We start from the raw sequence: 25,534 nt of genomic DNA, 5'->3' as shown, positions 1-25,534 counted from the left end.
TCCAGGCGGTTCATTTCTCGCGCAAAAAAGTGTTTTTGCAAGGATCGCCTTGCAAAAACATCATTTTTTTATCGCAACAGCCGATGCTCCGACTTCAATGCCGCAAGCCTGGCCTAGCTTCTTCATTGAGGCCACTTTACTTACAGGCACTTTCAATTCTTCCGCAAGTATCAGTACTTTATTGGTTACACGCACATCTGCATCTTCGGCAATGACAACCTCTTTAACACGGTTTTCTTTCAACGCCTTGATTGCTTGCTTCGTGCCAATAATCACATCGTTCTTCGATTGTGTCACTTTTTCATAAGAAATCACGAAAGAATCCTCCAAAGTAACAAGTGTAAAAGAACACTCAGATATAATAGCACCCGCCCTTGACCATTGTCAATGGCTGAATCAACTTTCTTGATTCAACAGTGCTTCAACCGGTTCCGCTTTCGTATCCGAACCTTGTGCGTCGCCCTCAGTTTCAACAACAACATTACGATATTTCGGCATTCCGGTTCCGGCAGGAATGAGTTTGCCGATAATAACATTTTCCTTCAAGCCAAGCAGTTCATCAACTTTGCCCTTAATTGCGGCATCAGTCAGGACACGTGTCGTTTCCTGGAACGAAGCAGCGGACAGGAAGGAATCTGTTTCAAGTGCTGCCTTGGTGATACCAAGCAATACAGGATGCGCAGTCGCCGGTAATTTGCGATTAAGCAGCACATCGCGGTTGTCATCCTTAAAGCGATGAATATCAACAAGTGCTCCCGGTAATACGGTCGTATCTCCGCTGTCAATAACACGAACTTTACGCATCATTTGGCGTACCATGACTTCGACGTGTTTATCGCCGATTTCTACACCCTGCATACGGTAAACCTTTTGAACTTCACGCAGCAAATAATTTTGCACACCTTGCAGTCCGACAACATGAAGCAGTTCTTTAGGATCGATCGAGCCACTGATCAGCGGCTGTCCGGCTTTGACTTCATTGCCCTCAGCAACTTTCATTCGTGCACTCACCGGTACTGTATAGGTTCGGGTTTCCAATGCGCCTTTGACAACAATTTCGCGTTTATCCTTCAACTCGGTTACCGATGTAACGGTTCCGTCAATTTCAGTGATGGTTGCCTGGCCTTTAGGATTCCGGGCTTCAAACAATTCTTGAATACGCGGAAGACCTTGTGTAATGTCGTCTCCGGCAACACCGCCGGTATGGAACGTACGCATGGTCAGCTGAGTACCAGGTTCGCCAATTGATTGCGCGGCGATAATGCCAACGGATTCGCCCACTTCAACCTCTGAACCAGTAGCCAAGTTACGGCCATAGCATTTTTTGCAGACACCATGTCTTGTTTCACAGGTAAATACCGTACGAATTTCAACTTCGGTAATACCGGCTTCCACAATCTTGGTTGCTCTGTCTTCGTTAATCAGCTGGTTCTTCTTAACGAGTACTTCGTCAGTGTCCGGATGATAAACCGTTTGATTTGCCGTACGACCGACTAGACGGTCATACAAACTTTCAATTTCTTCGTTGCCTTCGCGAATCGCATGCACAAGAATACCGCGATCCGTACCGCAATCGTCTTCTCTGACAATGACATCTTGAGCAACATCGACAAGACGTCGAGTCAAGTAACCAGAGTTTGCCGTCTTTAGTGCGGTATCGGCAAGTCCCTTACGTGCACCGTGAGTTGAAATAAAGTATTCCAACACGGTCAGACCTTCACGGAAACTTGAAATAATAGGAAGTTCGATAATTCGACCAGAAGGATCGGCCATCAAACCACGCATACCGGCAAGCTGAGTAAAGTTCGATGCATTACCACGGGCACCGGAATCACTCATCATGAAAATCGGGTTGGTCTTTGCCAACGAATCCATCAGCTTGGATTGAATCGTATCTTTTGCATCGCTCCAAATGCCGACAATGCGTTCATAACGTTCATCCTCAGTGATTAAGCCTCGGCGGAACTGCTTCGTTACTTTCTGCACATTTTCTTCCGCATTATCAAGGATTTCTTTCTTTTCCGGAAGCACGATAACATCGGATACACCAACGGTTATTCCGGCTTTCGTCGAATATTGGAATCCAAGCGCCTTTAAGCGGTCAAGGAATTTAGAAGTCTCGGTAACTTTATACTTTTTAAATACTTCTGCAATAATGTGTCCGAGATACCCTTTCTTAAATGGCGGGATCTCTTCACGAGCGGCGATTTCCTTTGGAATATCCGAACCCATTGGTACAAAATATTTATTCGGAGTCGCAACCTGAAGATTTTTATCCGTTGGCTCATTAATGTATGGGAACGTCGGCGGCAGGACATGGTTGAAAATTAATTTCCCTGCCGTTGTCAGCAAGTATTGTTTATTTTGTTCTTCCGTAAACGTCGGATTATGCGTCGACGATGCGGGAATTGCAATCCGCGAATGCAGATGCAGGTAGCCGTTGTAGTAAGCGAGCATAACTTCATCCGCATCCTTGAAAATCTTACCTTCGCCAATAGCGCCTTTGCGTTCGAGTGTCAGGTAATAGTTACCCAGCACCATGTCCTGAGAAGGCGTAACAATTGGCTTGCCGTCTTTCGGGTTCAGGATATTTTGTGCACCAAGCATCAACAGACGAGCTTCCGCCTGCGCTTCGGCAGACAGTGGCACGTGAACGGCCATCTGGTCACCGTCAAAGTCCGCGTTGTATGCGGTACATACGAGTGGGTGAAGACGGATCGCACGTCCTTCTACTATTCTTGGTTCAAAAGCCTGGATACCGAGACGGTGCAGTGTAGGGGCACGGTTCAAGAGAACCGGATGTTCCTTAATAACATCTTCAAGAACACCCCACACATCCGCATGGATTTTCTCAACTTTGCGTTTTGCGCTTTTAATATTGTTGGCAATGCCGCGACTTACAAGCTCTTTCATAACAAACGGCTTGAACAGTTCCAAAGCCATTTCTTTTGGCAGCCCGCATTGATACATTTGCAACGTCGGACCTACAGCAATAACGGAACGGCCGGAATAATCGACACGTTTCCCGAGCAGGTTCTGGCGGAAGCGGCCTTGCTTTCCCTTTAACATATGGGAAAGTGATTTCAGCGGTCTGTTACCGGGTCCGGTAACCGGACGGCCGCGACGGCCGTTATCGATAAGTGAATCGACCGCTTCCTGCAGCATACGTTTTTCATTTTGAACAATAATGCTTGGTGCCCCTAATTCGAGCAGACGTTTCAAACGGTTGTTACGGTTAATAACTCTCCGGTAAAGATCGTTCAAATCGGACGTTGCGAAACGTCCGCCGTCTAGTTGAACCATTGGGCGAAGTTCCGGCGGAATGACCGGAAGTACATCCAGGATCATCCAAGAAGGTTCGTTACCGGACTCACGGAACGCTTCAATAACTTCGAGTCTTTTCACTGCACGCGTTCTTCTTTGTCCTTGAACACTCTTTAGTTCTTCCTGCAATGTATCTGATTCTTTGTCCAAATCAACATCTTGCAAGAGCTTTTTAATCGATTCGGCACCCATTCCGGCTTTGAATGTGTTACCGTATTTTTCACGGTAAGCACGATATTCTTTTTCGGACAGCAGCTGTTTTTTCTCAAGCGGAGTATCGCCTGGTTCGGTCACTACATAAGAGGCAAAGTAGATAACTTCTTCCAGTGCTCTTGGAGACATATCCAGCAAAAGTCCCATCCGGCTCGGAATGCCTTTGAAATACCAAATATGGGATACAGGAGCAGCCAGCTCAATATGACCCATGCGCTCTCTGCGGACCTTTGCCCGAGTAACTTCAACACCGCAACGATCACAAACAACGCCCTTGTACCGGACGCGTTTATATTTACCGCAATGACACTCCCAGTCCTTGGTAGGCCCGAAGATGCGTTCGCAGAACAAGCCGTCCTTTTCCGGTTTCAGTGTTCGGTAATTGATTGTCTCAGGTTTTTTTACTTCACCGTGAGACCATGACCTGATTTTGTCAGGTGAAGCTAAACCAATCTTCATAAATTCAAATTTATTGACATCCAGCAAGGGGGCAACCTCCCTTATATTTTCAGTGTCTGGCATAAAGTGCCATCGCTTTAGTTCACCGAGTTGTTGTATGTTAGAAAACTATTTTGCTGCTTAGGAAAAAGAGCAGTTGAATCGTTTTCCAGGCGCAAAACATATTCTATAAGAGGTTGATTCATAGAACTCAGACTTGGACGTTCAAACTGTCATCGAGTGTCTCTTCTTCGTCCTCAAGTTCTTTAATGACGATTTCCGAGTGGTCGCCGTCCAAAACCTTGACATCCATGCCAAGACTCTGAAGTTCTTTAATGAGTACCTTGAATGATTCAGGAACGCCTGGTTCAGGGACATTCTCACCTTTGACAATGGACTCATACGTTTTCACACGTCCAACAACGTCATCAGACTTCACAGTCAGGATTTCTTGAAGTGTATGTGCGGCACCGTAAGCTTCAAGTGCCCACACTTCCATTTCACCGAATCGCTGACCACCGAACTGGGCTTTACCACCGAGCGGCTGTTGTGTAACCAACGAATATGGGCCGGTCGAACGTGCATGGAGTTTATCGTCAACCATGTGTGCCAGTTTAATCATATACATAACTCCGACTGAAACACGGTTATCGAAAGGTTCACCAGTACGTCCATCATAAAGGACTGTCTTTCCGTCTCGGGAAAGTCCGGCTTCTTCAAGCGTGCTCCAAACATCCTCTTCGCGTGCACCGTCAAAAACAGGTGTTGCAATGTGGATACCCATTTCTCGAGCAGCCATCCCAAGGTGAAGTTCAAGCACCTGACCAATATTCATACGGGAAGGCACACCAAGTGGATTAAGCATGATGTCCAGTGGACGTCCGCTTGGCAAAAATGGCATATCTTCTTCAGGAAGAATTCTGGAAATGACACCTTTGTTTCCGTGGCGTCCTGCCATTTTATCTCCTTCATGAATCTTTCTCTTCTGAACGATGTAAACACGGACAAGTTCATTAACACCCGGTGGCAGTTCGTCTCCCGCTTCACGTGTAAAGATCTTGACATCGTGTACAATTCCGCCGCCGCCATGTGGTACTTTCAGTGATGTGTCACGCACTTCACGCGCTTTTTCACCAAAAATAGCATGGAGCAGCCGTTCTTCCGCCGTAAGCTCTGTAACCCCTTTAGGCGTTACTTTACCTACAAGAATATCACCGTCGCGTACTTCCGCACCGACACGAATAATGCCGCGATCATCGAGATTCTTCAATGCATCTTCGCCGACATTCGGAATATCGCGGGTAATATCTTCAGGTCCAAGCTTCGTATCACGTGCATCAGATTCATATTCCTCTATATGAATAGAAGTATATACGTCGTCTTTCACGAGTTTTTCGCTCATGATGACAGCATCTTCATAGTTGTAACCGTTCCATGTCATGAATCCGACAAGCACGTTTCGGCCGAGTGCCAATTCGCCCTTATCCATGGAAGGTCCGTCAGCGATGATTTCGCCCTTGTCAACAACCATACCTGTCTCAACAATCGGTTTTTGATTGTAGCACATACCTTGGTTGGAGCGTACGAATTTTGAAAGTTTGTATGAAACAACATCGCCTTCAGTTTCTCGGCCGTCAATGGTTTCCAAAGTACGTATTTTAATCACACGTGCCGAAACATATTCAACACGACCGCGGAATTTTGAACGGATTGCTGCCCCTGAATCGCGGGCAGATACATATTCCATTCCTGTTCCGACAAGCGGTGCTTCTGGACGAAGTAACGGCACGGCCTGACGCTGCATGTTGGCACCCATCAGCGCACGGTTGGAATCGTCGTTCGCAAGGAACGGGATACAAGCTGATGCAACAGACACAACCTGCTTAGGCGATACATCCATATAATCGACACGTTCTTTATGAACAACCAGGTTCTCACTACGGAAACGGGCAAGAATATGATCATCCATGAATTCGCCGTCGTCGCTCAATTCAGCATTTGCCTGAGCAACAACGTAGTTATCTTCCTCATCGGCAGTCAAGTAATCAATGTGTTCGGTTACTTTGCCGGTATCCGGATCTACGCGACGATATGGCGTCTCAATGAAGCCATATTTATTAACGCGTGCATAACTGGACAGTGAGTTGATCAAGCCGATGTTCGGACCTTCAGGTGTTTCAATCGGGCACATACGGCCATAGTGCGAGTAGTGTACGTCACGCACTTCCATGCCTGCACGTTCACGAGTCAAACCGCCAGGTCCAAGAGCAGACAGTCTTCGCTTATGTGTCAATTCGGCCAGAGGGTTTGTCTGGTCCATGAACTGCGAAAGCTGCGAGCTTCCGAAAAATTCTTTTATCGACGCAATAACAGGGCGAATGTTGATCAGTGCCTGCGGCGTAATGCTGTTTGTATCTTGGATCGACATACGCTCGCGAATGACACGTTCCATTCGTGACAAGCCGATACGGAACTGGTTCTGCAGCAGTTCGCCGACAGAACGGAGACGACGGTTGCCCAAATGATCGATATCATCGGTATCGCCAATTCCATGAAGCAGATCAAAGAAATAGTTAATTGAAGAAAGAATATCGGCCGGTGTAATATGCTTGATTGATCGGTCAATCACACAATTGCCCATTACGCTGACCACTTTACCCTTGTCTTCATCGAGAGGCGAGTACACATTGATTTTTTGAACTCGGATCGTTTGTCCTGCGATCACACCATCGGTTGGCGTATATTCTACAAAGCCGAGTTTTTTCTCAATAGTCGGCAAAAGTCGATCGAGAGTACGGCGGTCAAGCAGAGTACCTTCATCAGCAACAATTTCCCCTGTTTCCGGATCTACCAGTTTCTCAGCCAATCTCTGATTAAATAATCTGTTCTTAATATGAAGCTTTTTGTTCATTTTATAGCGGCCGACATTCGCCAAATCATAACGCTTTGGATCAAAGAATCTTGCTTCGAGCAAGCTTTTCGCGTTTTCAACAGTCGGCGGTTCGCCAGGACGAAGACGTTCATAAATTTCTACAAGCGCTTTATCCGTGCTGTCGGTATTGTCTTTTTCCAGTGTATTTCTCAGATATTCGTCTTCTCCAAGAAGATCGATAATCTCTTGATCCGTACTGAATCCAAGGGAACGCAAAAGAACCGTTACGGGCACTTTCCTTGTACGGTCGATTCTTACATAGACGACATCTTTTGCATCCGTCTCATATTCAAGCCATGCACCACGGTTAGGAATAACCGTTGCACCAAAGCCTTTTTTGCCATTCTTGTCGACTTTATCATTAAAGTAAACGCTTGGCGAACGCACCAACTGGGAAACGATTACTCGTTCCGCTCCGTTGATAATGAAGGTACCTGCTTCCGTCATCAATGGGAAATCACCCATGAATACTTCTTGCTCCTTCACTTCGCCTGTTTCTTTATTAATCAGCCGAACTTTTACGCGAAGCGGCGCGGCATACGTCACATCCCGCGATTTTGATTCATCAACTGAATACTTTGGTTCTCCCAAACTATAGTCGACAAACTCCAAAATTAGATTTCCCGTAAAATCTTCCACCGGAGAAATATCCTGAAACATTTCTCGGATTCCTTCGTCAAGGAACCACTGATAGGAGGCGGTCTGAATTTCAATAAGATTAGGGAGTTCCAGCACTTCTTTAATCCGAGCGTAGCTCCTGCGTTGGCGGTGGCGTCCGTATTGTACGAGTTGACCTGTCAACTATTTCACCCCTCAAATCAAGCATATTGAAAAAATCGGCAAACCATACTTCTTAAGCTTACCGCAGTCCAAAAATTATTTGATTAGTTTTCCCAAAATTAGGGATCCCTATACCTACAAAAATATCCATGTTAGCATTAAGACATAATATCATAGACAAAATTTAATGTCAACCTTTTCTCGCACAAAAAATAAAGTATCCTTTTTTCTTTGCGACTACATCGACTCGTTTGTATAACGTTTGGAGCATTTTCAAAGCGGACGGTGCACCTTGTTTCTTTTGGATAACCGTCCAAAGTTCACCATTTTCTTTTAAAAAACGATGAGCATCTTTAAAAATCTGGTGGACAACTTGTTTACCTGCCCTGATCGGCGGATTAGTGAGAATCGCGGCAAATTCTCCGGATACATGTTCAAATAAAGAGCCTTGCAGCACCACAGGCGCAACTTGATTTTCCGCGGCATTTTTCTTCGCCAGTGCCACGGCTCGCTCATTGATATCAACCATTGTCACCTTTCGCTTAGAAAAAGCCTTTGCAAGCGCAATTCCAATCGGACCATACCCGCATCCCATATCTAAAAAATCTCCTAATACTGCAGGTTCGCGAAAACTTTCAATTAAAAGCGAGGATCCAAAATCAATTGCATTTTTTGAAAAAACACCTGCATCCGTCGTAAAAATCAGGTCATGCTGCCGCAATGTGGCGTTCAAGGCATGCGGCTTGCTTTCCGCATGGGGATGCTCCGAATAATAGTGTTCTGCCATATGCATCAGCCCCCTTTAAAAATCAGAATCATGTTCTGTTGATTGTCCAGCGGCGTCTTGACCAATGTACTTCTCGGAGGAAAAAGAAAAAGCCCGCGCAAGCGCGGGCTTTTTCTAGAACTTATTTCAGTTCTACTTTTGCGCCAACTTCTTCAAGTTTGCCTTTGATTTCTTCGGCTTCTTCTTTAGCAGCGCCTTCTTTTACAGGACTTGGAGCACCGTCAACCAATGCTTTTGCATCTTTCAGGCCAAGACCAGTGATTTCGCGGACAACCTTGATAACCTTGATCTTTTGTGCGCCAGCTTCTGCAAGAATTACATCGAATTCTGTTTGTTCTTCAGCTGCACCGGCACCTGCACCAGCTTGAACAGCAACCTGAGCTGCTGCAGTTACACCGAATTCTTCTTCAATTGCTTTAACGAGATCGTTCAATTCAAGCACGGACATTTCTTTAACCGCGCTGATGATTTCTTCCTTAGTCATTGATAATCCTCCTCATTTTTCGTTCTATTTTAAATGATTTTTTTACAATTAAGCTTCTTGTTCTTTCTTTTCGGCAACAGCTTTGACGCCCAAAGCGAGCTTTTGAATTGGGGCTTGCAGAACATTTGCCAACATAGAAAGCAATCCTTCTCTGGATGGCAGTTCTGCAAGAGCTCTAATTTCATCAACCGAAGCCAGTTTGCCTTCGATAACGCCTGCTTTGATTTCAAGAGCTTCGTGTTCCTTTGCAAAGTTATAGAGTACTTTTGCCGGAGCAATGACATCTTCTTTGCTGAAAGAAACTGCTGTAGGTCCCTTCAAGGAATCGTCAAGGTCGGAAAGACCAACAATTCCAGTCGCACGGCGTGCAAACGAGTTCTTATATACTTTGTAATCAACGTTTGCTTCTCGCAATTGTTGGCGAAGTTCTGTAACTTCCGCTACAGTAAGGCCGCGATAGTTAACAACGATTGTTGCGACGCTGTCTTTTAATTTGCCGGCAATTTCGTCAACAACTTTCTTTTTGCCTTCTAAGACTTTCTCGTTACTCATGATAAATGGCACCTCCTCTTTCAGAATCTATCCGTATCAGTATTTCCCCCACTTTTAGGCCTATCAAAAAGCCCTCGATCCAAACGGCTCGAGGGCGTAATCTATCAAACAAAAAGTTATCAAGAACTCGCTAAACCTCGGCTGGGATTTATTAAGCATGAATCATGCCCCTGCTGTCTACGGCTAATCATTCAATTAACACAACATGAACTATTATATTGAGTTTGCCAAAGCATGTCAACCTAATTATTCCGTGTCAGTCAATTATTTTACAGATGCAACGGCAACTTTTACGCCAGGTCCCATTGTTGACGAAACTGCGATGTTCTTCATGTATGTGCCCTTAGCTGCTGCAGGTTTAACCTTGATCAGCGTTTCAACAAGCACCTTGAAGTTTTCAACCAGCTTTTCCTCGTCAAAGGAAACTTTACCGATCGGCACATGAACATTTCCGTCTTTCTGAGCACGGTATTCAACTTTACCGGCTTTAATTTCTTTAACGGCTTTTTCAACGTCAAAAGTTACAGTGCCCGTTTTCGGGTTCGGCATTAAGCCTTTCGGTCCGAGAACACGTCCAAGACGGCCAACTTGTGCCATCATATCCGGCGTAGCAACAACCACGTCAAAGTCAAACCAGCCGCCGCTGATCTTTTCAACATACTCTGCTTCGCCAACGTAATCTGCTCCGGCAGCTTCCGCTTCCTTAGCTTTGTCACCTTTTGCAAAAACGAGCACACGCTGCGTTTTACCTGTACCGTTTGGCAATACAACGGCACCGCGAACCTGCTGGTCGTTCTTCCGTGTGTCGACGCCCAAACGGACAGCAACATCAACGGATTCATCGAATCCGGCAGAAGCGATTTTCTTTACCAAGCTGACGGCTTCTTCAACGTCATACGTTTTTGAACGATCGACCGCTTTAGCTTGTTCTTGATACTTTTTACCTCTTTTAGCCATTTGAAATCCTCCTTCGTGGTATTAACGGTTTGCATATGACCTCCCACCAACCATAAACAAATGCGCGAAACAAAGCTTTGTTTATTTGCGCGCTTCCCGATCAGTCTTCGACAACGATGCCCATGCTGCGCGCAGTTCCTTCGACCATACGCATAGCGGATTCAACATTTGCCGCGTTCAGATCAGGCATTTTCAGTTCGGCGATCGCGCGTACCTTGTCGCGTTTGATCGTTGCAACTTTTTTCGTATTCGGTGTACCTGAGCCGGATTGAATGCCTGTTTCTTTCTTAAGCAGAACGGCAGCCGGCGGCGTCTTTGTGATGAACGTAAACGAACGGTCTTCATAAACAGTAATTACGACCGGAATGATCAGACCTGCCTGATCGGATGTCCGAGCGTTGAATTCTTTACAAAAGCCCATAATGTTAACGCCCGCCTGACCCAATGCCGGACCAACTGGCGGAGCCGGATTTGCTTTACCTGCTGGAATTTGCAGCTTAACTAGCTTGATTACTTTCTTTGCCATGAGAGCACCTCCCTACAACAATTTGTGGTACGGGTTGCCCCTTCCACTCCTAAATTACCTCTATGGCTTCTTGCACTTCATGTGACTTGCGATGGTGAGATCGGATAAAATCATACAAACATCAAGATTATACAATCGGCAAGCACAAATTGCAAGGTTTGATCGTGCGGCTATTGCTTTTCTGCCCGCAAAAAAAGATTTAATCGAGTTTTTTCACTTGATTAAAGTCGAGTTCCAACGGTGTTTCACGTCCGAACATATTCACATGCACTTTCAATTTGCTCTTCTCTTCATCAATGCTTTCAACACTTCCAATAAAGTCGGCAAATGGGCCTTCTTTTACTTTAACTTGCTCTTTTATTTCAAAATTGGCGTCGCTTACCTTTTCTTTCAATCCCATCTGTTTCAGAATGGCATCTACTTCGTCCGGCAAAAGCGGGATCGGTTTTGAACCGGCGCCTGTCGATCCGACGAAGCCTGTAACTCCCGGTGTATTACGCACAACATACCAAGAATCATCGGTCATCACCATTTCCGTAAGAACGTAGCCGGGAAATACTTTTTTCATTGCTGTTTTCTTTTGACCGTTCTTAATTTCTGTTTCTTCTTCCATGGGTACAAGAACACGGAAAATTTTATCCGCCATACCCATGGTCTCAACCCTTTTCTCCAGGTTGGTCTTTACTTTGTTCTCATAACCCGAGTATGTGTGAACAACATACCAGTTCTTCTCCATATCGTTCTTCCTCCAAATGATCCATTCGCTTTTCGCCGATTACAATCAGCCTTGATAAAGAATCATTGATTTGTGATCACGTGCAGAAGCTGGGAAATTCCCAGATCAATGACAACGAAAAAGAGTGCAAGAAAGACCACAGTTACAATAACGGTAACCGTGTATCTCAACAGTTCTTTTCTTGTCGGCCAAGTGATTTTTTTCGATTCAGTGACAATGTTTTGAAAAAATTTACCGGTCCCCTTGATAATGCCCGCCATAGGTACTACCTCCGCTAGTCAGATTATTTCGGTGTCTGTTCTTTCGTATATGTCTTGCAATTTCTGCATGATTTATAGATGATTTAACCTGCATTTCGCGTACCCGAATCATGTTCTGAATATAGGCTGCGGGTCTGGGACAGGCCGTCTCACTCCGTGACGATGCCCATGCCGTCAGGGGAAAGAAGCCTGCATTTTCTGCAAGTAAAAGAAAGAAAGGCGCTGATTCGCCTTTCTTGTTGTTTGTCATATACTCTTTGTACTTTACCATAAAAAAACACAGCCTGTCAATGATCCGTCAGGCTGTGCTGTTTCAAATACTGAATTCCTGATATTGCATGCAGTGTTCGAGCTTGCGTTTCACACGCTGCAATGCATTATCAATCGATTTAACATGCCTTTTTAAATCAACCGAAATTTCTTGATAAGTTCTTCCGTCAAGATACTGCCTAAGTACTTTGCGCTCTAAATCACTTAAAACACGCGACAGCTTCTCCTCAATATCATCATATTCTTCACGGCTGATCAGCATCTGTTCAGGGTTGCTTGACTGCGCTTCGCAAACAACATCCATCAGTGTCCGTTCGGATTCTTCATCGTAGATCGGTTTATCAAGTGAAACATAAGAATTCAGCGGAATATGTTTTTGCCTCGTCGCTGTCTTAACGGCTGTAATCATCTGACGCGTGATACACAATTCTGCAAATGCTTTAAATGACGCCAGCTTGTCTCCCCGATAGTCGCGGATCGCTTTAAACAGTCCAATCATTCCTTCTTGAATGATATCCTCGCGATCAGCACCGACCAGAAAATAAGCTTTTGCTTTGCCGCGCACAAAATTCTTATATTTAAAAATGAGATATTCCAGGGCTTGGTTATTTCCTTCGTGAACCGCTTTCAATAGTTCTGCATCGTCTAGTGAACCAAAAGCTGCATTTGCCTTAACCGGATTATCAATCATCTTTAATCCCCCCGAGCACTTGGATGCCTTTTGTTAGAACATTATACATTACAATTTTTTAAATTGTCAATAAAATTCAAAACCCTCTGCGCATTTGTTCCAGTTTCTTTCGAGTTGCCTCATCAAGATAAATTTTCGTTATTGACGAAGAAGTTCGTTCATTCATGGTGCTTTTCTTAATCTCTTTTTCTATTTTCCCAATTTCTTCAATCAGCTCCCGCGACGGTTTTCTGAGTGCTCCTTGAGAAAAAACCGCCCATTGCTCAGCCATGTCCGACGTTGCGACATGGATCCGGGTCTTTACATTCTGTAATTTTTTGATTAGTCCTTCGATCTTTTGATCCGCTTTTTCACTTTTCTTGGTGTAAATGATTTCGATCTTCGATTTTTTCGTTTTCGTCTCTTTTCCAGGGATTAAATAAGCATCGAAAATTAAAATCACACGCCAGCCGGTGACTGCCTGATACTCCGATAATTTATCAACCAGCAAATCGCGGGCACTTTCAAAATCATTTTTCTGAAGTGCCTTCAATTCGGTCCAAGCCCCTATCACATTGTAGCCGTCGACAATCAGAATATCGTTCATCACGCATCACCCTTGCTCTTCGCGGCGCCGAAGCACCTCATACATCAATAAGCTTGCGGCAACTGAAGCATTTAAAGAGGTTACTTTGCCGCGCATTGGCAAACTGATCAGAAAATCACATTTCTTTCGCACAAGCTGGGACATGCCAGCTCCTTCATTGCCAATGACTAGACAGATCGGAATTGAAAAATCAGCAGATCGATAATCTTCACTGCCGTCGGCTGCCGTTCCTGCGAACCAGACTCCTCTCTTTTTCAACACTTCCATGGTACTGGCAAGATTAGCGACCCGCACGACCGGCACATATTCAATCGCACCGGTCGATGCTTTTGCGACAATTGACGTCAATCCGACCGAATGCCGTTTCGGAATAATCACGCCGTGACAGCCTGCAGCATCTGCCGTTCTTAAAACAGATCCTAAATTATGTGGATCTTCGACATTATCCAGCATCATAAAAAACGGCTGCTCGCCGCGACTTTCGGCAAGGGCGAAAAGGTCGTCCAATTCTGCATAGCGGTATGCCGCTATAGAAGCGACTACGCCTTGGTGCTGGGCTGATTTAGACAGTTGATCTAATTTCTGTTTAGGCACAAACTGAAAGGCGATGCCGTTAGACTTAATTAAATCAAGCAGCTCGCTCAGACCCTTTCCCTCTTTGTTCAGCCATACTTTATTTATTTCTCTTCCCGATCGAATGGCTTCTGAAACAGGATGCCGTCCGATGATCCATTCATCATTCATTATTGACCGCTCCCTTCGACCGGTTGATTCACAAACATTTTCTCCATGATTTCATCAATTCGTGCTTCTTTTCCAAGGAAAAACAACGTTCCGATTAATGCCTCAAAACCAGTGCTGAAATTATACGTCTGAACGTCTGTGTTCCTTGGAACCGAATGGGATTTTGCATTGCGTCCCCGCCTGACCACAGCCCATTCTTCCTCCGTGAGAAAACCTTCATCCATCAGTTCATGAAGAAATCTGGATTGTGATTTTGCGGAGACATAGTCTACGGCTAAAACATGAAGTGCATGAGGTTTAGATACACCGGATTTAGCAATAATTTCTTGACGTACATAGACTTCAATCACAGCATCGCCCATATAAGCCAATGCCAGGCTGTTGAGCAGATTCGGGTCGGTTTTTGTTCCGTTCAGTCTCATTCAAGTCCTCTTTTCCAGCGTACGCCTTGAGGAGTGTCTTCCAGGATGATTCCCGCTTCCTTTAGTTGGTCGCGGATACTGTCGGCAACGGCAAAATCGCGTTGTTTTCTGGCATCTTCACGTTTTTGAATCAAGGCTTCAACTTCATTGTCTAATATACTTCCCGACTCGTCTTCAAGTTTCAAACCCAGCACCGCAGATAATTCGGTCAACGCTTGTAGATACGCACCCAGATCATTTTTCGAAGCACTCTCATTTTGAAGGGCAATATTGGCATCCCGCGCAATATCAAAAAGAACAGCAATTGCATTGGCTGTATTGAAGTCGTCATCCATGGCTTCAATAAATGGTTTTCGATAATTTTCGACAAGTACTTCATTAATTTTTTCTGAGTGACCCGTACCGCCCAACCGGTGGTTCAAATTATAGTGCGTTGTCTTTAAACGACCGAACGCCTGAACCGCATCATTCAACAATGCATCACTAAAATTAATCGGGTGGCGATACTGAACGGATAAGATGAAAAAGCGGATCACTTGCGGATCAAATTTTTTTATCAGATCGTGAACAAGAATCACATTGCCAATCGATTTCGACATTTTTTCATGATTAATTTGAATATGTCCGTTGTGCAGCCAATAATGAGCCATGGTTTCATGATGCAGCGATTCGGACTGAGCAATTTCATTTTCATGGTGCGGGAATGCAAGGTCCGTGCCGCCCGCATGAATATCGATGGTATCACCCAAATATTTTTCAACCATAGCCGAGCACTCGATGTGCCAGCCCGGTCGACCTTCGCCCCACGGACTCGCCCATTTGATTTCGCCAGGCTTTGCCGCTTTCCACAATGCAAAATCCAAAGGGTCCTCTTTGTTCTCGCCAATTTCAATTCGGGCACCCGACTTCAGATCATCAATGGACTGATGGGAGAGCTTGCCGTAATCTTTAAATTTTCGTGTTCTGAAGTACACATCGCCTTCCGATTCGTACGCATATCCGGCGTCCACCAGCTTGCTGATGAATGCAATGATCTCCGGCATCGTTTCTGTCGCCCGAGGATGCACGGTTGCTGTCTTCACGTTCAACGCACCGGTATCTTCCTTGTATGCCTTAATGAACTGTTCTGCGATTTCAGGTACTGATTGATGACGTTCCTTTGACGCATTGATCAACCGATCATCAACATCGGTAAAGTTTGACACATACCTCACTATATACCCGCGATACTCAAAATACCTGCGAACCGTGTCGAAAACGACCGCCGGACGCGCATTGCCAATATGAATGTAGTTATAAACGGTCGGGCCGCACACATACATTCGAACTTTATTTTTTTCTATTGGATGGAACAGTTCCTTTTTTCTCGTCAGCGTATTATAAACTTTTAAAGCCATTTTGATCTCACTCCTTTTCTTTTTGTACACGCTTCAACGCTTGCAGCTCTACTTTCAGCTTGTCGACTTCCATTTCTAACTGATGCATTTTTTCGGCCACCGGATCAGGAAGGTCCGCATGGTTCAAGTCATGATGATGCACCTTTAATCCATTCTGTCTGACGACGCGTCCCGGAATACCGACCACTGTCGAATTGGATGGAACATCATGCAGAACAACTGATCCCGCACCGATTTTGGAATGATCGCCGATCGTAATTGATCCAAGCACCTTTGCGCCTGCTGATATAAGCACATCATTTCCTACCGTTGGGTGCCTCTTTCCCTTTTCTTTACCGGTACCGCCAAGGGTAACCCCTTGAAAAAGGGTCACATCATCGCCGATCTCACAGGTTTCTCCAATAACAATGCCCATACCGTGATCCATAAAGAAACGCCTGCCGATCCTTGCTCCCGGATGGATTTCAATGCCTGTAAAAAAACGTGAAAACTGTGACAAAGCACGCGCGAGAAAGTAGCGTTTCTTCTTCCACAGCCAGTGCGCCATTCGATGCGACCAGATCGCGTGCAAGCCGGAGTATGTCATAATCACTTCCCATTTGCTTCTCGCCGCAGGATCCTGGTCAAACACATTGTTCAGATCTTCTGCAATAATGCCGCTCACGTGCACTTTCCTCCTCCATCTTCATCATTACATCGCATAAGTTAAACGCTCTTCGCTATATCCGGTCAACAAATAGATTAGATTCCCATGTACGAAAAAAAGCATCTTTGTGCCGGTTGACACAAAGACGCCTTTAGACGCGGTTCCACTTTGTTTGAGATCATTCTCCACTCATATGCCGATAACGGCGGCTTCCGTTTTCGCCTACTAATCTCCGTTCAGCGATCAACTCAGAGGGGCAATTCAGCAATTCGCTTCCCAAACGGCTTGCAGCCTAAGGCCGTTTTCTCTGCGGGGGGAGTTGCGAATACCTACTCAACCTCTTCATCGTCTTCTATCACACATTATGCGTGTTTTTTTAAAATGTCTACTTTGACTAATTCAGAATTGTTAAAGGAATCGTTCAGACTTTCTGCTCGGTCGACAAGTAATGCTCTAATCTTTTCAACACAAGATCTCTTCCCAACAATTCCAAAGCTTCCGGAAGTTCAGGGCCGTGGGCCGAACCCGTCGCAATCACGCGGATCGGCATATACAATTTCCAACCGCGCTGCTTCGTTTCTTTCTGCGTTACCTTTATTTTAGGGGCAATTGCTTCCGCTGTCCATTCGGTAAGTCCCCTCAGTTCGCGATCGAACACCGTAAGTACATCGGTTACTTGTTCACCGTCAAGAATTTTCTCTTCATCTTTCGTCAATTCCGTTTTCGCAATGTCTTTATTAAAGAACATGTCGCACAAATTGATAATATCTGCACCAAAATGAAGCTGTTCTTGATATAAAAGTACAACACGTGTTGCCCAGTCACGCTGCTCCTCAGTCATTTCAGACGGAATAAGACCAGCGTCAACCATATAAGGCAATACCATTTGCACATACTCTTCTTTTGGCATCTTCTTAATATACTGACCATTCATCCATTCAAGCTTCGATTTATCAAACATCGCAGGCGATTTGCTTAATCGGCTGGCATCAAACAGCTTAATAAATTCATCGCGAGAGAAGATCTCCTCTTCTCCTTTTGGCGACCAGCCAAGCAATGTAATAAAGTTAAACAATGCTTCCGGCAAAAAGCCCATATTCTTATATTGCTCAATAAATTGAACAATACTGTTATCGCGCTTGCTCAGCTTTTTATGGTTTTCGTTAACAATCAAGGTCATGTGACCGAATGTTGGCGGCTGCCAGCCAAATGCACGGAACAGAAGAATTTGCTTCGGCGTATTTGAAATATGCTCTTCACCGCGAAGAACATGAGTCATTTTCATCAGATGATCGTCGACGACAACGGCAAAGTTATACGTCGGAACCCCATTCTGCTTGACGATCACAAAATCACTGACGTCATTGGATTCAAAGGTTACGTGACCTTTAACAATGTCGTCAAATTCAATTTTCTGATCATCAGGGATACGGAACCGAATCGTTGGTTTTCGTCCTTCTGCTTCAAATTGCGCAATTTGTTCCGACGTCAGATGACGGCACTTGCCTGAGTATCCAGGTGTCTGACCGTTTGCCATCTGTTCCTCACGCTCTGCCTTCAATTCTTCAGGCGTGCAGTAGCATTTATAAGCAAGACCTTTGTCAAGCAACTCCTGCCAATACTTCTTGTAGATATCCAAACGCTCCATCTGGCGATATGGACCGTATTCACCGCCGACATCGACACTCTCGTCCCATTCAAGGCCGAGCCATTTCAAGTATTTCAACTGGCTCTCTTCTCCGCCTTCTACATTACGTTTCTGGTCGGTGTCCTCAATACGAATAATAAATTTGCCGCCGGCATGGCGTGCAAACAGGTAATTAAAAATTGCGGTACGCGCGTTCCCGATGTGCAGAAAACCTGTCGGACTCGGCGCATAGCGTACCCTGACTTCTTCTGTCAACGCATTCACCACTTTCTGTTATTCTTATTTATTTTAGCACGTTCTCCTCCTGGGAGGGTCACAAATTGCGCGAAAAAATGAAGAATTGATCGTTTCTTTTGCATCAATTGCTCTGGTCGGCTTCTACTTTTTCAACAAGACAAATAGCTTCTGCAGCAATACCTTCCCCTCGTCCTGTAAACCCAAGCTTTTCCGTTGTCGTTGCTTTCACGTTTACTTGTCCCGTCTCTACGTTCAGCACATCAGCAATCACACGGCACATTTCCCCAATATACGGTGCAAGCTTAGGTTTTTGGGCAATAACAACACTGTCAACATTGCTGATTTCAAAACCTTTTGAGCGGACGATGGCGGCTACTTCTTCGAGCAGTTTCTTGGAATCCGCTCCTTTATAAGCTTCATCCGTATCAGGAAAATGCTTTCCTATATCCCCTTCGGCAACAGCGCCGAGCAGCGAGTCGCTGATCGCATGAAGCAGTACGTCTGCATCCGAATGTCCGACGAGCCCGAGCTCATAGGGAATCGTCACACCACCGATAATCAAGTCGCGATTCTCAGCGAATTGATGGACGTCAAATCCGTGACCGATTCTCATTAGTCATTCCTCCTCTCTCTCCATGAACAGCTGGGCGATATCCAGATCTTCAGGCGTTGTCAGTTTAATGTTGTGATAGCTGCCTTCAACAATCCGGACCGGTAAGCCCATCCGTTCAACGAGTGATACATCATCCGTACCCATGAAGTGTGCCTTCATGCTTTCCTGGTGTGCTTTACGGATCACGGACAATCGAAAAGCTTGCGGGGTTTGGGCTGCCCACAAGCTTTTTCTCTCTAATGTTTTTTCTACTTGAAAATCTGCTGCTTGTTTGATTGTATCTTTAACCGGAACAGCAAGCAGTGAAGCGCCATGCTCCGCAGCGGCTTCCGCTACTTCTGCAATGTACTTGCGCGTAACAAACGGTCTGGCACCATCATGAATCAGTACAATCGCATCCGGTTCCATAGTGAGCATATTCAGCCCCAAATAAACGCTTTCCTGACGTTCTTTACCGCCGCCCGCGAAGGCACGCACTTTAGTAATATGGTAATCTTCAACCAACATTCTAAATTTTTTCTGCTCATCCTCTCGAGTGACCAGGACAATGCCAATGCACGACGGATCCGTTTCAAAAACACGCAGTGTATGGATGATAACCGGACAGCCGTCCAGTTTGAGCAGTACTTTATTTTCTCCGGCGCCCATCCGCCGGCCTTGACCCGCGGCAAGGACAACCACTTGATAATCCATCTGATAGAGCCTCCGAACTCAGAAGGCAGCCTGGTTTTTAATTCAGAGCGCCTTTTCAAGCAATTTAGGCTTGGCAAAAATCATTCGGCCGGCAGAGGTCTGCAACACACTGGTTATGACGACGTCAATCGTTTTGCCTATATACCTATGTCCTTCTTCTACCACAATCATCGTCCCATCGTCAAGATAGCCAACGCCTTGATTTTGCTCTTTACCATCTTTAATGACCTGAACACGCAGTTCTTCACCCGGAAGAACCACGGGTTTTACGGCATTCGCCAAATCATTAATGTTTAAAACAGGCACCTTTTGAAACTCGCAAACTTTATTCAAATTAAAGTCATTAGTCACAACAATACCACCGATTTCCTTAGCAAGGCGCACCAATTTGCTGTCCACCTCGGTAATATCGTCATAATCGCCTTCATAAAGATCCACGTGAATGGAGTGGTCTTTCTGAATTTTATTCAAAATATCCAAACCGCGACGTCCTCGGTTACGTTTAAGAACATCCGATGAATCAGCGATATGCTGCAATTCTTCAAGCACGAAATGCGGAATGACCATGGTTCCTTCAAGAAATCGAGTCTGGCAAATATCAGCAATCCGTCCGTCTATAATTACGCTCGTATCGAAAATTTTGTATGGGATATAATCTGTTGCCTGGGAAATTTGCACTTCTTTTTTCCGATCCTTCGATCTGGATGAAAGACGAAACAGACTAATCAGTTCATCCCGCTTTCTAAATCCAATTTGAAAAAAGAAATAGCCTAATAAGATGTAAATAAAGATCCCCAATACAGTGCTGACCCCAGTGAAGGGCAGTCTTTGAAGCGGCAGCTGAATCAGAAATGCGATCATCAATCCCAGTCCTAGGCCAAGCGTACCAAACAACACATCGGTCACCGGTGCCTTTATAATTCGATCTTCAAAACTTTTCATTACGTTTACCAATGAGTCCACAAACCAAAAGGATAAAAATGCCATGATTACAGCACCGATCACCATACCGACAAACGGCGAACTAATCCATCCCGGAACTCCATTTCCTAAATTTAAGAGAAACATTATTTTTGGTATATAGACAAAACCGAGCGTACCGCCGATTAAAATAAAGAATAGCTGAATGACACGTTTTATCATTTCCAATCACCTCCTCAAAACATTATAGACAAAATGACAAAATCGAAACTTCCTTTCTGCCATTATGTTCCTTTTTTTCTATAGAACTTGTTTTTTCTTAGTAATATTGGGGTTTTCAAAAATCAGAAGGGAAAAAATCCGGCTCATTTATTTTTTCTTTTCCTGACCCCAGTGCCATTTTAATTGCTTGAGTCAGAGACTCGACACCAACTAACGATACGCCTTCCGGAGACGACCATCCTTCTACATTCTTCGCCGGGATGAAGATCCGTGTAAAGCCAAGCTTAGAAGCCTCGTTCACCCGTTGCTCAATTCGGGACACACGCCGCACTTCTCCGGTCAAACCGATTTCGCCAATAAACGCGTCACCCACTTTGGTGGGTTGATTGTTGAAGCTTGAGGCAATGCTGATTGCAGCAGCGAGATCAACTGCAGGTTCATCCAGTTTCACGCCTCCGGCAACATTGACATAGGCATCCTGATTCTGCAACAGCAGTCCTACCCTTTTTTCCAAAACCGCCATGAGAAGCGATACACGGTGATTATCCAACCCTGCTGCCATCCGGCGCGGATTTCCGAAGCTTGTCGGTGTTACAAGTGCCTGCACCTCGACCAAAAGCGGCCGAGTGCCCTCAATGGATGCGGTCACTGCTGACCCCGCAGCCCCTTTGGCACGTTCCTGAAGAAAGATTTCCGATGGATTGGCGACCTCGACAAGTCCCCCTTCCTTCATTTCAAACACACCCATTTCATTCGTTGAACCGAAGCGGTTTTTAACCGCCCTAAGGATACGAAATGTATGATGGCGCTCTCCCTCAAAATATAATACAGTATCTACCATGTGCTCAAGTGTCCTTGGTCCTGCCAAGGCACCATTTTTTGTAACATGCCCAACGATAAAAATTGCAATGCCTTGCTGTTTCGCTAGACGCAACAAGTAGGCCGTACATTCCTTAACTTGAGAGATGCTTCCCGGAGCTGAAGAAAGATCTGAATTGTAAATGGTTTGAATTGAGTCAATGACCATTATTTCGGGGTTCACTTGTTCAATGTGGCTTTCAATCTGACGAATGTCTGTCTCAGCAAGCACATACAGCTCCGCAGATGACACGCCTAGTCGTGTCGCCCTCATTTTCGTCTGTCGAACGGATTCTTCTCCGGAAATATAAAGTACTCGGTGCCCCGTACGTGCTAATTGATCAGAGGTCTGGAGCAGCAGAGTTGATTTACCAATTCCCGGATCCCCTCCGACAAGGGTAAGCGAAGCGGGTACAACCCCTCCCCCAAGCACTCGATTCAGCTCGACCATTCCCGTCTTTATTCGCGGTTCCTCTTCCAGAATGACATCCGTAAGCCGAGAAGGTTTGCTCGCCGGTCCGGCCGTTTGACCGAGAACGGGCGACGCAGGGCGGATGGTTTCTTCTACCAATGTGTTCCAATTTTGACACCCTGGACAGCGTCCCATCCATTTCGGACTTTCATAGCCGCATTCTTGGCAGATAAATACTGTTTTCACTTTTGCCATTTGATCACCTTACCCATTGTAAATTCGGGTACAGCCCTTTCTGAATAAGAAAAAAAGCCAAGGCTTTAAAACTTTGGCTTCTTCAAACATCAATACAATTGCTCTACTGTGTGAAGATCAAGACTTCACAACGGCTTCTTCTTTTTTCTGGTTTACTAAGTACTCGCCGTCACTGTAATCGATGACAACATTCGTACCTTTCTTGATGTTGCCCTTGAGCAGTTCCTCTGACAACTTATCTTCTACCCGTCGCTGCAGTGCGCGACGAAGCGGTCTGGCACCGTACTCAGGATCATAGCCTTCCTCAACGATCTGTGCCTTCGCTGCATCGGTCAATTCAATAACAATTCCTTGATTTGACAAGCGATTCTTCAGCTGGTTCGCAAGCAGGGTCACAATTTCCAGCAATTGTTCCTTCTTTAATTCATGGAAGACAATGATTTCATCAATTCGGTTCAGGAATTCCGGACGGAATGCCCGTTTCAGCTCACCCATCACCTTTTCTTTCATTGCCTTATATTCATGGCCTTCCTCACCGACTGAAAAGCCCACATATTTGTTCTTCTTCAATTGGCTGGCGCCGACATTAGAAGTCATAATTATTGCCGCATTGCGGAAATCAACCGTTCTTCCCTTGGAATCAGTTAATCTTCCGTCATCAAGTACTTGAAGCAAGATATTAAATACATCAGGATGTGCTTTTTCAATTTCATCGAAAAGGATGACAGAATACGGTTTTTGACGAACCTTTTCAGTCAGCTGGCCGCCTTCTTCATGGCCCACATAACCTGGAGGCGAACCGACCAGGCGGGAAGTCGTATGTTTTTCCATGTATTCCGACATGTCGATGCGAATAATGGCTTCCTCATCGCCAAACAAGGTCTCTGCAACGGCACGAGCGAGTTCCGTTTTTCCGACACCAGTCGGTCCAAGGAAAATGAATGAACCAATTGGACGTTTCGGATCCTTTAATCCTGCACGTGCCCGTCGAATGGCATGTGAAATGGCATCAATTGCTTCATTCTGTCCAATGACGCGTTCATGAAGGATAGACTCCATGTTCAGCAGCCGTTCGCTCTCTTTTTGCTCGAGCTTGACAACCGGAACGCCGGTCCAATTTGCGACTACGAGCGCGACATCGTCCGGAAGGACTTCTGTATTTTCCTTGCCTTGTTTTTCTTTCCATTCCTTCTTGCAAATATCGACTTGTTCTTTCAATTTTTGCTCATGATCACGAAGTGATGCAGCTTTTTCAAATTCCTGGCTTTGTACAGCCGCATCTTTTTCCTTCTTGATGGTTTCCAGACGCTGCTCAAGCTCTTTGAGATTTGGCGGAGCTGTGTACGAACGGAGCCGAACTTTAGAAGCTGCTTCATCAATTAAGTCAATCGCTTTATCGGGAAGAAAACGATCCGAAATGTAACGATCCGACAGCCGCACTGCTTCAGTAATTGCTTCATCCGTGATTTTCACCCGATGATGGGCCTCATAACGGTCACGTAATCCCTTTAATATTTGCACAGATTGTTCTGAAGTTGGTTCTTTTACTTTGATCGGCTGGAATCGTCTTTCTAAGGCCGCATCCTTTTCAATGTACTTGCGGTACTCATCGAGCGTCGTCGCACCAATACATTGCAATTCTCCGCGTGACAGAGAAGGCTTCAGGATATTCGACGCATCAATAGCGCCTTCAGCTCCTCCTGCTCCAATCAACGTGTGTAATTCATCTATAAAAAGAATAACATTGCCCGCTTGGCGAATTTCATCCATAACTTTTTTCAACCGGTCTTCAAACTCGCCACGATATTTTGTCCCGGCTACGACCGTACCCATATCCAAGGTCATGACGCGTTTCTCTCTGAGAATTTCCGGAACTTCATTATTTACAATCTCCTGCGCCAAGCCTTCCGCTACCGCTGTTTTACCAACACCCGGTTCACCGATCAGCACAGGGTTGTTCTTTGTGCGGCGGCTGAGTACCTCAATCACACGTTCAATTTCTTTGCTGCGCCCGATGACAGGGTCAAGCGAACCTTCGCTTGCCATCGCAGTCAGATCACGCGCCAGGCTGTCAAGCGTCGGTGTGCTCGCGTGTGCGGCATTCCGACTCTGAGCGTTCCCGGAGGTTGCCTCGTGGCTTCCAAGCAGCTGAAGGACCTGCTGACGTGCTTTATTAAGACTTACTCCCAGATTATTAAGTACGCGAGCAGCAACCCCTTCACCCTCGCGAATCAATCCAAGAAGAATATGCTCTGTTCCAACGTAAGAATGACCAATTTTTCTTGCTTCATCCATTGAAAGCTCGATAACACGCTTCGCACGCGGTGTGTAATGTGGCGTCTGTACTTCCTCAGTACCGCGGCCAATCAAGGCCTCTACCTCTTTCTGAATTTTTTCAGGATCCAGATTCAAAGCAAGCAGTGCCTTAGCGGCAATACCGTCACCTTCACGCACGAGGCCGAGCAAAATATGTTCTGTTCCAATATTATTATGCCCGAGACGCATCGCTTCTTCTTGTGAAAGTGCGAGCACCTTTTGAGCACGTTCTGTAAATCGTCCAAACATCATAATGGTGGCCTCCTTTAATTGCTATCTCTTTTCACTGGCCTTAAAACAATCTATGCGGCATCAAAAAAACCTTTACCTGTACACTATTCAAACAGCGGTTTTTTTGATCGTTCACCACCCATATTCATTGCCCAAATTTCTCAATACGAGAAATCGGGCTGAGCCGTTAATTAACTATATTCGGCACCGAAGTACTGAAACCCTCTTTAAAAATCAGTATTAAGATGTTCTGTAAGCAACATCCCACTCAAAATACTGATCTCTTTCAGTGTCTTGATGTAATATCTTATTATATCCAATCAATCAGATATTTACCAAGACGAAGGCTTAACAATCAACTTACTGCGCCCACATAACAAATT

At 45.3% G+C, this 25,534-nt stretch carries 22 protein-coding genes and 2 other annotated features; all 22 genes read right to left on the bottom strand.

Annotated elements, in window-relative coordinates; all coding sequences use genetic code 11:
• Positions 1–60: 60 nt before the first annotated feature.
• Positions 61–312: a 50S ribosomal protein L7ae-like protein gene (locus tag AC6F33_RS00670; RefSeq protein ID WP_255748650.1), complete on the bottom strand. Its 252-nt coding sequence runs from the start codon at positions 310–312 to the stop codon at positions 61–63.
• An 84-nt stretch (positions 313–396) separates the two neighbouring features.
• On the bottom strand, positions 397–4,023 hold the full coding sequence (gene rpoC, locus AC6F33_RS00665; protein WP_255748624.1) for a DNA-directed RNA polymerase subunit beta': 3,627 nt from the start codon (positions 4,021–4,023) through the stop codon (positions 397–399).
• Between the two features lie 163 nt (positions 4,024–4,186).
• Positions 4,187–7,708 (bottom strand): DNA-directed RNA polymerase subunit beta, encoded by a 3,522-nt coding sequence (rpoB, locus tag AC6F33_RS00660; protein ID WP_500777540.1) that lies wholly within the window; start codon positions 7,706–7,708, stop codon positions 4,187–4,189.
• 169 nt (positions 7,709–7,877) lie between these two features.
• The gene (locus AC6F33_RS00655) at positions 7,878–8,474 is read right to left on the bottom strand and encodes a class I SAM-dependent methyltransferase (protein WP_255748626.1); all 597 of its coding nucleotides are present in this window, start codon (positions 8,472–8,474) and stop codon (positions 7,878–7,880) included.
• Between the two features lie 121 nt (positions 8,475–8,595).
• Complete coding sequence (gene rplL, locus AC6F33_RS00650) at positions 8,596–8,958, bottom strand: 50S ribosomal protein L7/L12 (RefSeq protein ID WP_255748627.1); 363 nt, start codon at positions 8,956–8,958, stop codon at positions 8,596–8,598.
• 48 nt (positions 8,959–9,006) lie between these two features.
• Positions 9,007–9,510 carry a 50S ribosomal protein L10 gene (gene rplJ, locus AC6F33_RS00645; protein ID WP_255748628.1) on the bottom strand — a complete coding sequence of 168 codons (504 nt, stop codon included), beginning with the start codon at positions 9,508–9,510 and terminating at the stop codon, positions 9,007–9,009.
• A gap of 55 nt (positions 9,511–9,565) precedes the next feature.
• Positions 9,566–9,711, bottom strand: a sequence feature (ribosomal protein L10 leader region).
• A gap of 63 nt (positions 9,712–9,774) precedes the next feature.
• Complete coding sequence (rplA, locus tag AC6F33_RS00640) at positions 9,775–10,467, bottom strand: 50S ribosomal protein L1 (RefSeq protein ID WP_255748629.1); 693 nt, start codon at positions 10,465–10,467, stop codon at positions 9,775–9,777.
• Between the two features lie 100 nt (positions 10,468–10,567).
• Positions 10,568–10,993 (bottom strand): 50S ribosomal protein L11, encoded by a 426-nt coding sequence (gene rplK / locus AC6F33_RS00635; RefSeq protein ID WP_253063948.1) that lies wholly within the window; start codon positions 10,991–10,993, stop codon positions 10,568–10,570.
• A gap of 199 nt (positions 10,994–11,192) precedes the next feature.
• Positions 11,193–11,729, bottom strand: a complete 537-nt coding sequence (gene nusG / locus AC6F33_RS00630; protein WP_255748630.1) for a transcription termination/antitermination protein NusG — start codon at positions 11,727–11,729, stop codon at positions 11,193–11,195.
• Between the two features lie 62 nt (positions 11,730–11,791).
• On the bottom strand, positions 11,792–11,977 hold the full coding sequence (gene secE, locus AC6F33_RS00625; RefSeq protein WP_370646078.1) for a preprotein translocase subunit SecE: 186 nt from the start codon (positions 11,975–11,977) through the stop codon (positions 11,792–11,794).
• A 325-nt stretch (positions 11,978–12,302) separates the two neighbouring features.
• Positions 12,303–12,950 carry an RNA polymerase sporulation sigma factor SigH gene (sigH, locus tag AC6F33_RS00620; protein ID WP_255748631.1) on the bottom strand — a complete coding sequence of 216 codons (648 nt, stop codon included), beginning with the start codon at positions 12,948–12,950 and terminating at the stop codon, positions 12,303–12,305.
• A 76-nt stretch (positions 12,951–13,026) separates the two neighbouring features.
• Entirely contained in the window at positions 13,027–13,536 is a 510-nt protein-coding gene (locus tag AC6F33_RS00615; protein ID WP_255748632.1) for an NYN domain-containing protein, read from the bottom strand.
• A gap of 6 nt (positions 13,537–13,542) precedes the next feature.
• On the bottom strand, positions 13,543–14,280 hold the full coding sequence (gene rlmB / locus AC6F33_RS00610) for a 23S rRNA (guanosine(2251)-2'-O)-methyltransferase RlmB (protein WP_255748633.1): 738 nt from the start codon (positions 14,278–14,280) through the stop codon (positions 13,543–13,545).
• Positions 14,280–14,702 (bottom strand): Mini-ribonuclease 3, encoded by a 423-nt coding sequence (locus tag AC6F33_RS00605; protein WP_255748635.1) that lies wholly within the window; start codon positions 14,700–14,702, stop codon positions 14,280–14,282. The genes rlmB and AC6F33_RS00605 overlap by 1 nt, the downstream gene beginning before the upstream one ends.
• Complete coding sequence (gene cysS / locus AC6F33_RS00600) at positions 14,699–16,099, bottom strand: cysteine--tRNA ligase (RefSeq protein ID WP_255748636.1); 1,401 nt, start codon at positions 16,097–16,099, stop codon at positions 14,699–14,701. The genes AC6F33_RS00605 and cysS overlap by 4 nt, the downstream gene beginning before the upstream one ends.
• A 7-nt stretch (positions 16,100–16,106) precedes the next feature.
• Positions 16,107–16,763 carry a serine O-acetyltransferase EpsC gene (epsC, locus tag AC6F33_RS00595; RefSeq protein WP_255748637.1) on the bottom strand — a complete coding sequence of 219 codons (657 nt, stop codon included), beginning with the start codon at positions 16,761–16,763 and terminating at the stop codon, positions 16,107–16,109.
• Between the two features lie 120 nt (positions 16,764–16,883).
• Positions 16,884–17,100: a binding site (T-box leader), on the bottom strand.
• 66 nt (positions 17,101–17,166) lie between these two features.
• Complete coding sequence (gltX, locus tag AC6F33_RS00590) at positions 17,167–18,648, bottom strand: glutamate--tRNA ligase (RefSeq protein WP_500777539.1); 1,482 nt, start codon at positions 18,646–18,648, stop codon at positions 17,167–17,169.
• Between the two features lie 103 nt (positions 18,649–18,751).
• A complete protein-coding gene (gene ispF / locus AC6F33_RS00585) occupies positions 18,752–19,243 on the bottom strand; it encodes a 2-C-methyl-D-erythritol 2,4-cyclodiphosphate synthase (protein ID WP_255748640.1) in 492 nt (163 codons plus the stop codon).
• Positions 19,244–19,246: 3 nt separating this feature from the next.
• A complete protein-coding gene (ispD, locus tag AC6F33_RS00580; protein ID WP_255748641.1) occupies positions 19,247–19,936 on the bottom strand; it encodes a 2-C-methyl-D-erythritol 4-phosphate cytidylyltransferase in 690 nt (229 codons plus the stop codon).
• A 42-nt stretch (positions 19,937–19,978) separates the two neighbouring features.
• Positions 19,979–21,079, bottom strand: coding sequence for a PIN/TRAM domain-containing protein (locus AC6F33_RS00575; protein ID WP_255748642.1), 1,101 nt, complete (start codon positions 21,077–21,079; stop codon positions 19,979–19,981).
• A 115-nt stretch (positions 21,080–21,194) separates the two neighbouring features.
• The gene (radA, locus tag AC6F33_RS00570) at positions 21,195–22,604 is read right to left on the bottom strand and encodes a DNA repair protein RadA (protein WP_500777538.1); all 1,410 of its coding nucleotides are present in this window, start codon (positions 22,602–22,604) and stop codon (positions 21,195–21,197) included.
• 117 nt (positions 22,605–22,721) lie between these two features.
• On the bottom strand, positions 22,722–25,172 hold the full coding sequence (gene clpC / locus AC6F33_RS00565; RefSeq protein WP_255748644.1) for an ATP-dependent protease ATP-binding subunit ClpC: 2,451 nt from the start codon (positions 25,170–25,172) through the stop codon (positions 22,722–22,724).
• Positions 25,173–25,534 lie beyond the last annotated feature (362 nt).

It is taken from the genome of Sporolactobacillus sp. BBK16-2 (assembly GCF_059878335.1).
The sequence above is the reverse complement of the archived record's forward strand: the minus strand, read 5'-3'. Positions and strand labels throughout refer to the sequence as shown.

What these genes read in the sequence shown, in the direction of transcription:
- clpC (WP_255748644.1), bottom strand. Translation starts at nt 25,172, where the DNA reads ATGATGTTTGGACGATTTACAGAACGTGCTCAAAAGGTGCTCGCACTT.
- AC6F33_RS00575 (WP_255748642.1), bottom strand. Translation starts at nt 21,079, where the DNA reads ATGATAAAACGTGTCATTCAGCTATTCTTTATTTTAATCGGCGGTACG.
- rplK (WP_253063948.1), bottom strand. Translation starts at nt 10,993, where the DNA reads ATGGCAAAGAAAGTAATCAAGCTAGTTAAGCTGCAAATTCCAGCAGGT.
- AC6F33_RS00605 (WP_255748635.1), bottom strand. Translation starts at nt 14,702, where the DNA reads ATGAGACTGAACGGAACAAAAACCGACCCGAATCTGCTCAACAGCCTG.
- AC6F33_RS00655 (WP_255748626.1), bottom strand. Translation starts at nt 8,474, where the DNA reads ATGGCAGAACACTATTATTCGGAGCATCCCCATGCGGAAAGCAAGCCG.
- rplJ (WP_255748628.1), bottom strand. Translation starts at nt 9,510, where the DNA reads ATGAGTAACGAGAAAGTCTTAGAAGGCAAAAAGAAAGTTGTTGACGAA.
- rlmB (WP_255748633.1), bottom strand. Translation starts at nt 14,280, where the DNA reads ATGAATGATGAATGGATCATCGGACGGCATCCTGTTTCAGAAGCCATT.
- ispF (WP_255748640.1), bottom strand. Translation starts at nt 19,243, where the DNA reads ATGAGAATCGGTCACGGATTTGACGTCCATCAATTCGCTGAGAATCGC.
- nusG (WP_255748630.1), bottom strand. Translation starts at nt 11,729, where the DNA reads ATGGAGAAGAACTGGTATGTTGTTCACACATACTCGGGTTATGAGAAC.
- AC6F33_RS00615 (WP_255748632.1), bottom strand. Translation starts at nt 13,536, where the DNA reads ATGAACGATATTCTGATTGTCGACGGCTACAATGTGATAGGGGCTTGG.
- rplA (WP_255748629.1), bottom strand. Translation starts at nt 10,467, where the DNA reads ATGGCTAAAAGAGGTAAAAAGTATCAAGAACAAGCTAAAGCGGTCGAT.
- rplL (WP_255748627.1), bottom strand. Translation starts at nt 8,958, where the DNA reads ATGACTAAGGAAGAAATCATCAGCGCGGTTAAAGAAATGTCCGTGCTT.
- cysS (WP_255748636.1), bottom strand. Translation starts at nt 16,099, where the DNA reads ATGGCTTTAAAAGTTTATAATACGCTGACGAGAAAAAAGGAACTGTTC.
- ispD (WP_255748641.1), bottom strand. Translation starts at nt 19,936, where the DNA reads ATGGATTATCAAGTGGTTGTCCTTGCCGCGGGTCAAGGCCGGCGGATG.
- radA (WP_500777538.1), bottom strand. Translation starts at nt 22,604, where the DNA reads ATGGCAAAAGTGAAAACAGTATTTATCTGCCAAGAATGCGGCTATGAA.
- sigH (WP_255748631.1), bottom strand. Translation starts at nt 12,950, where the DNA reads ATGATTGATAATCCGGTTAAGGCAAATGCAGCTTTTGGTTCACTAGAC.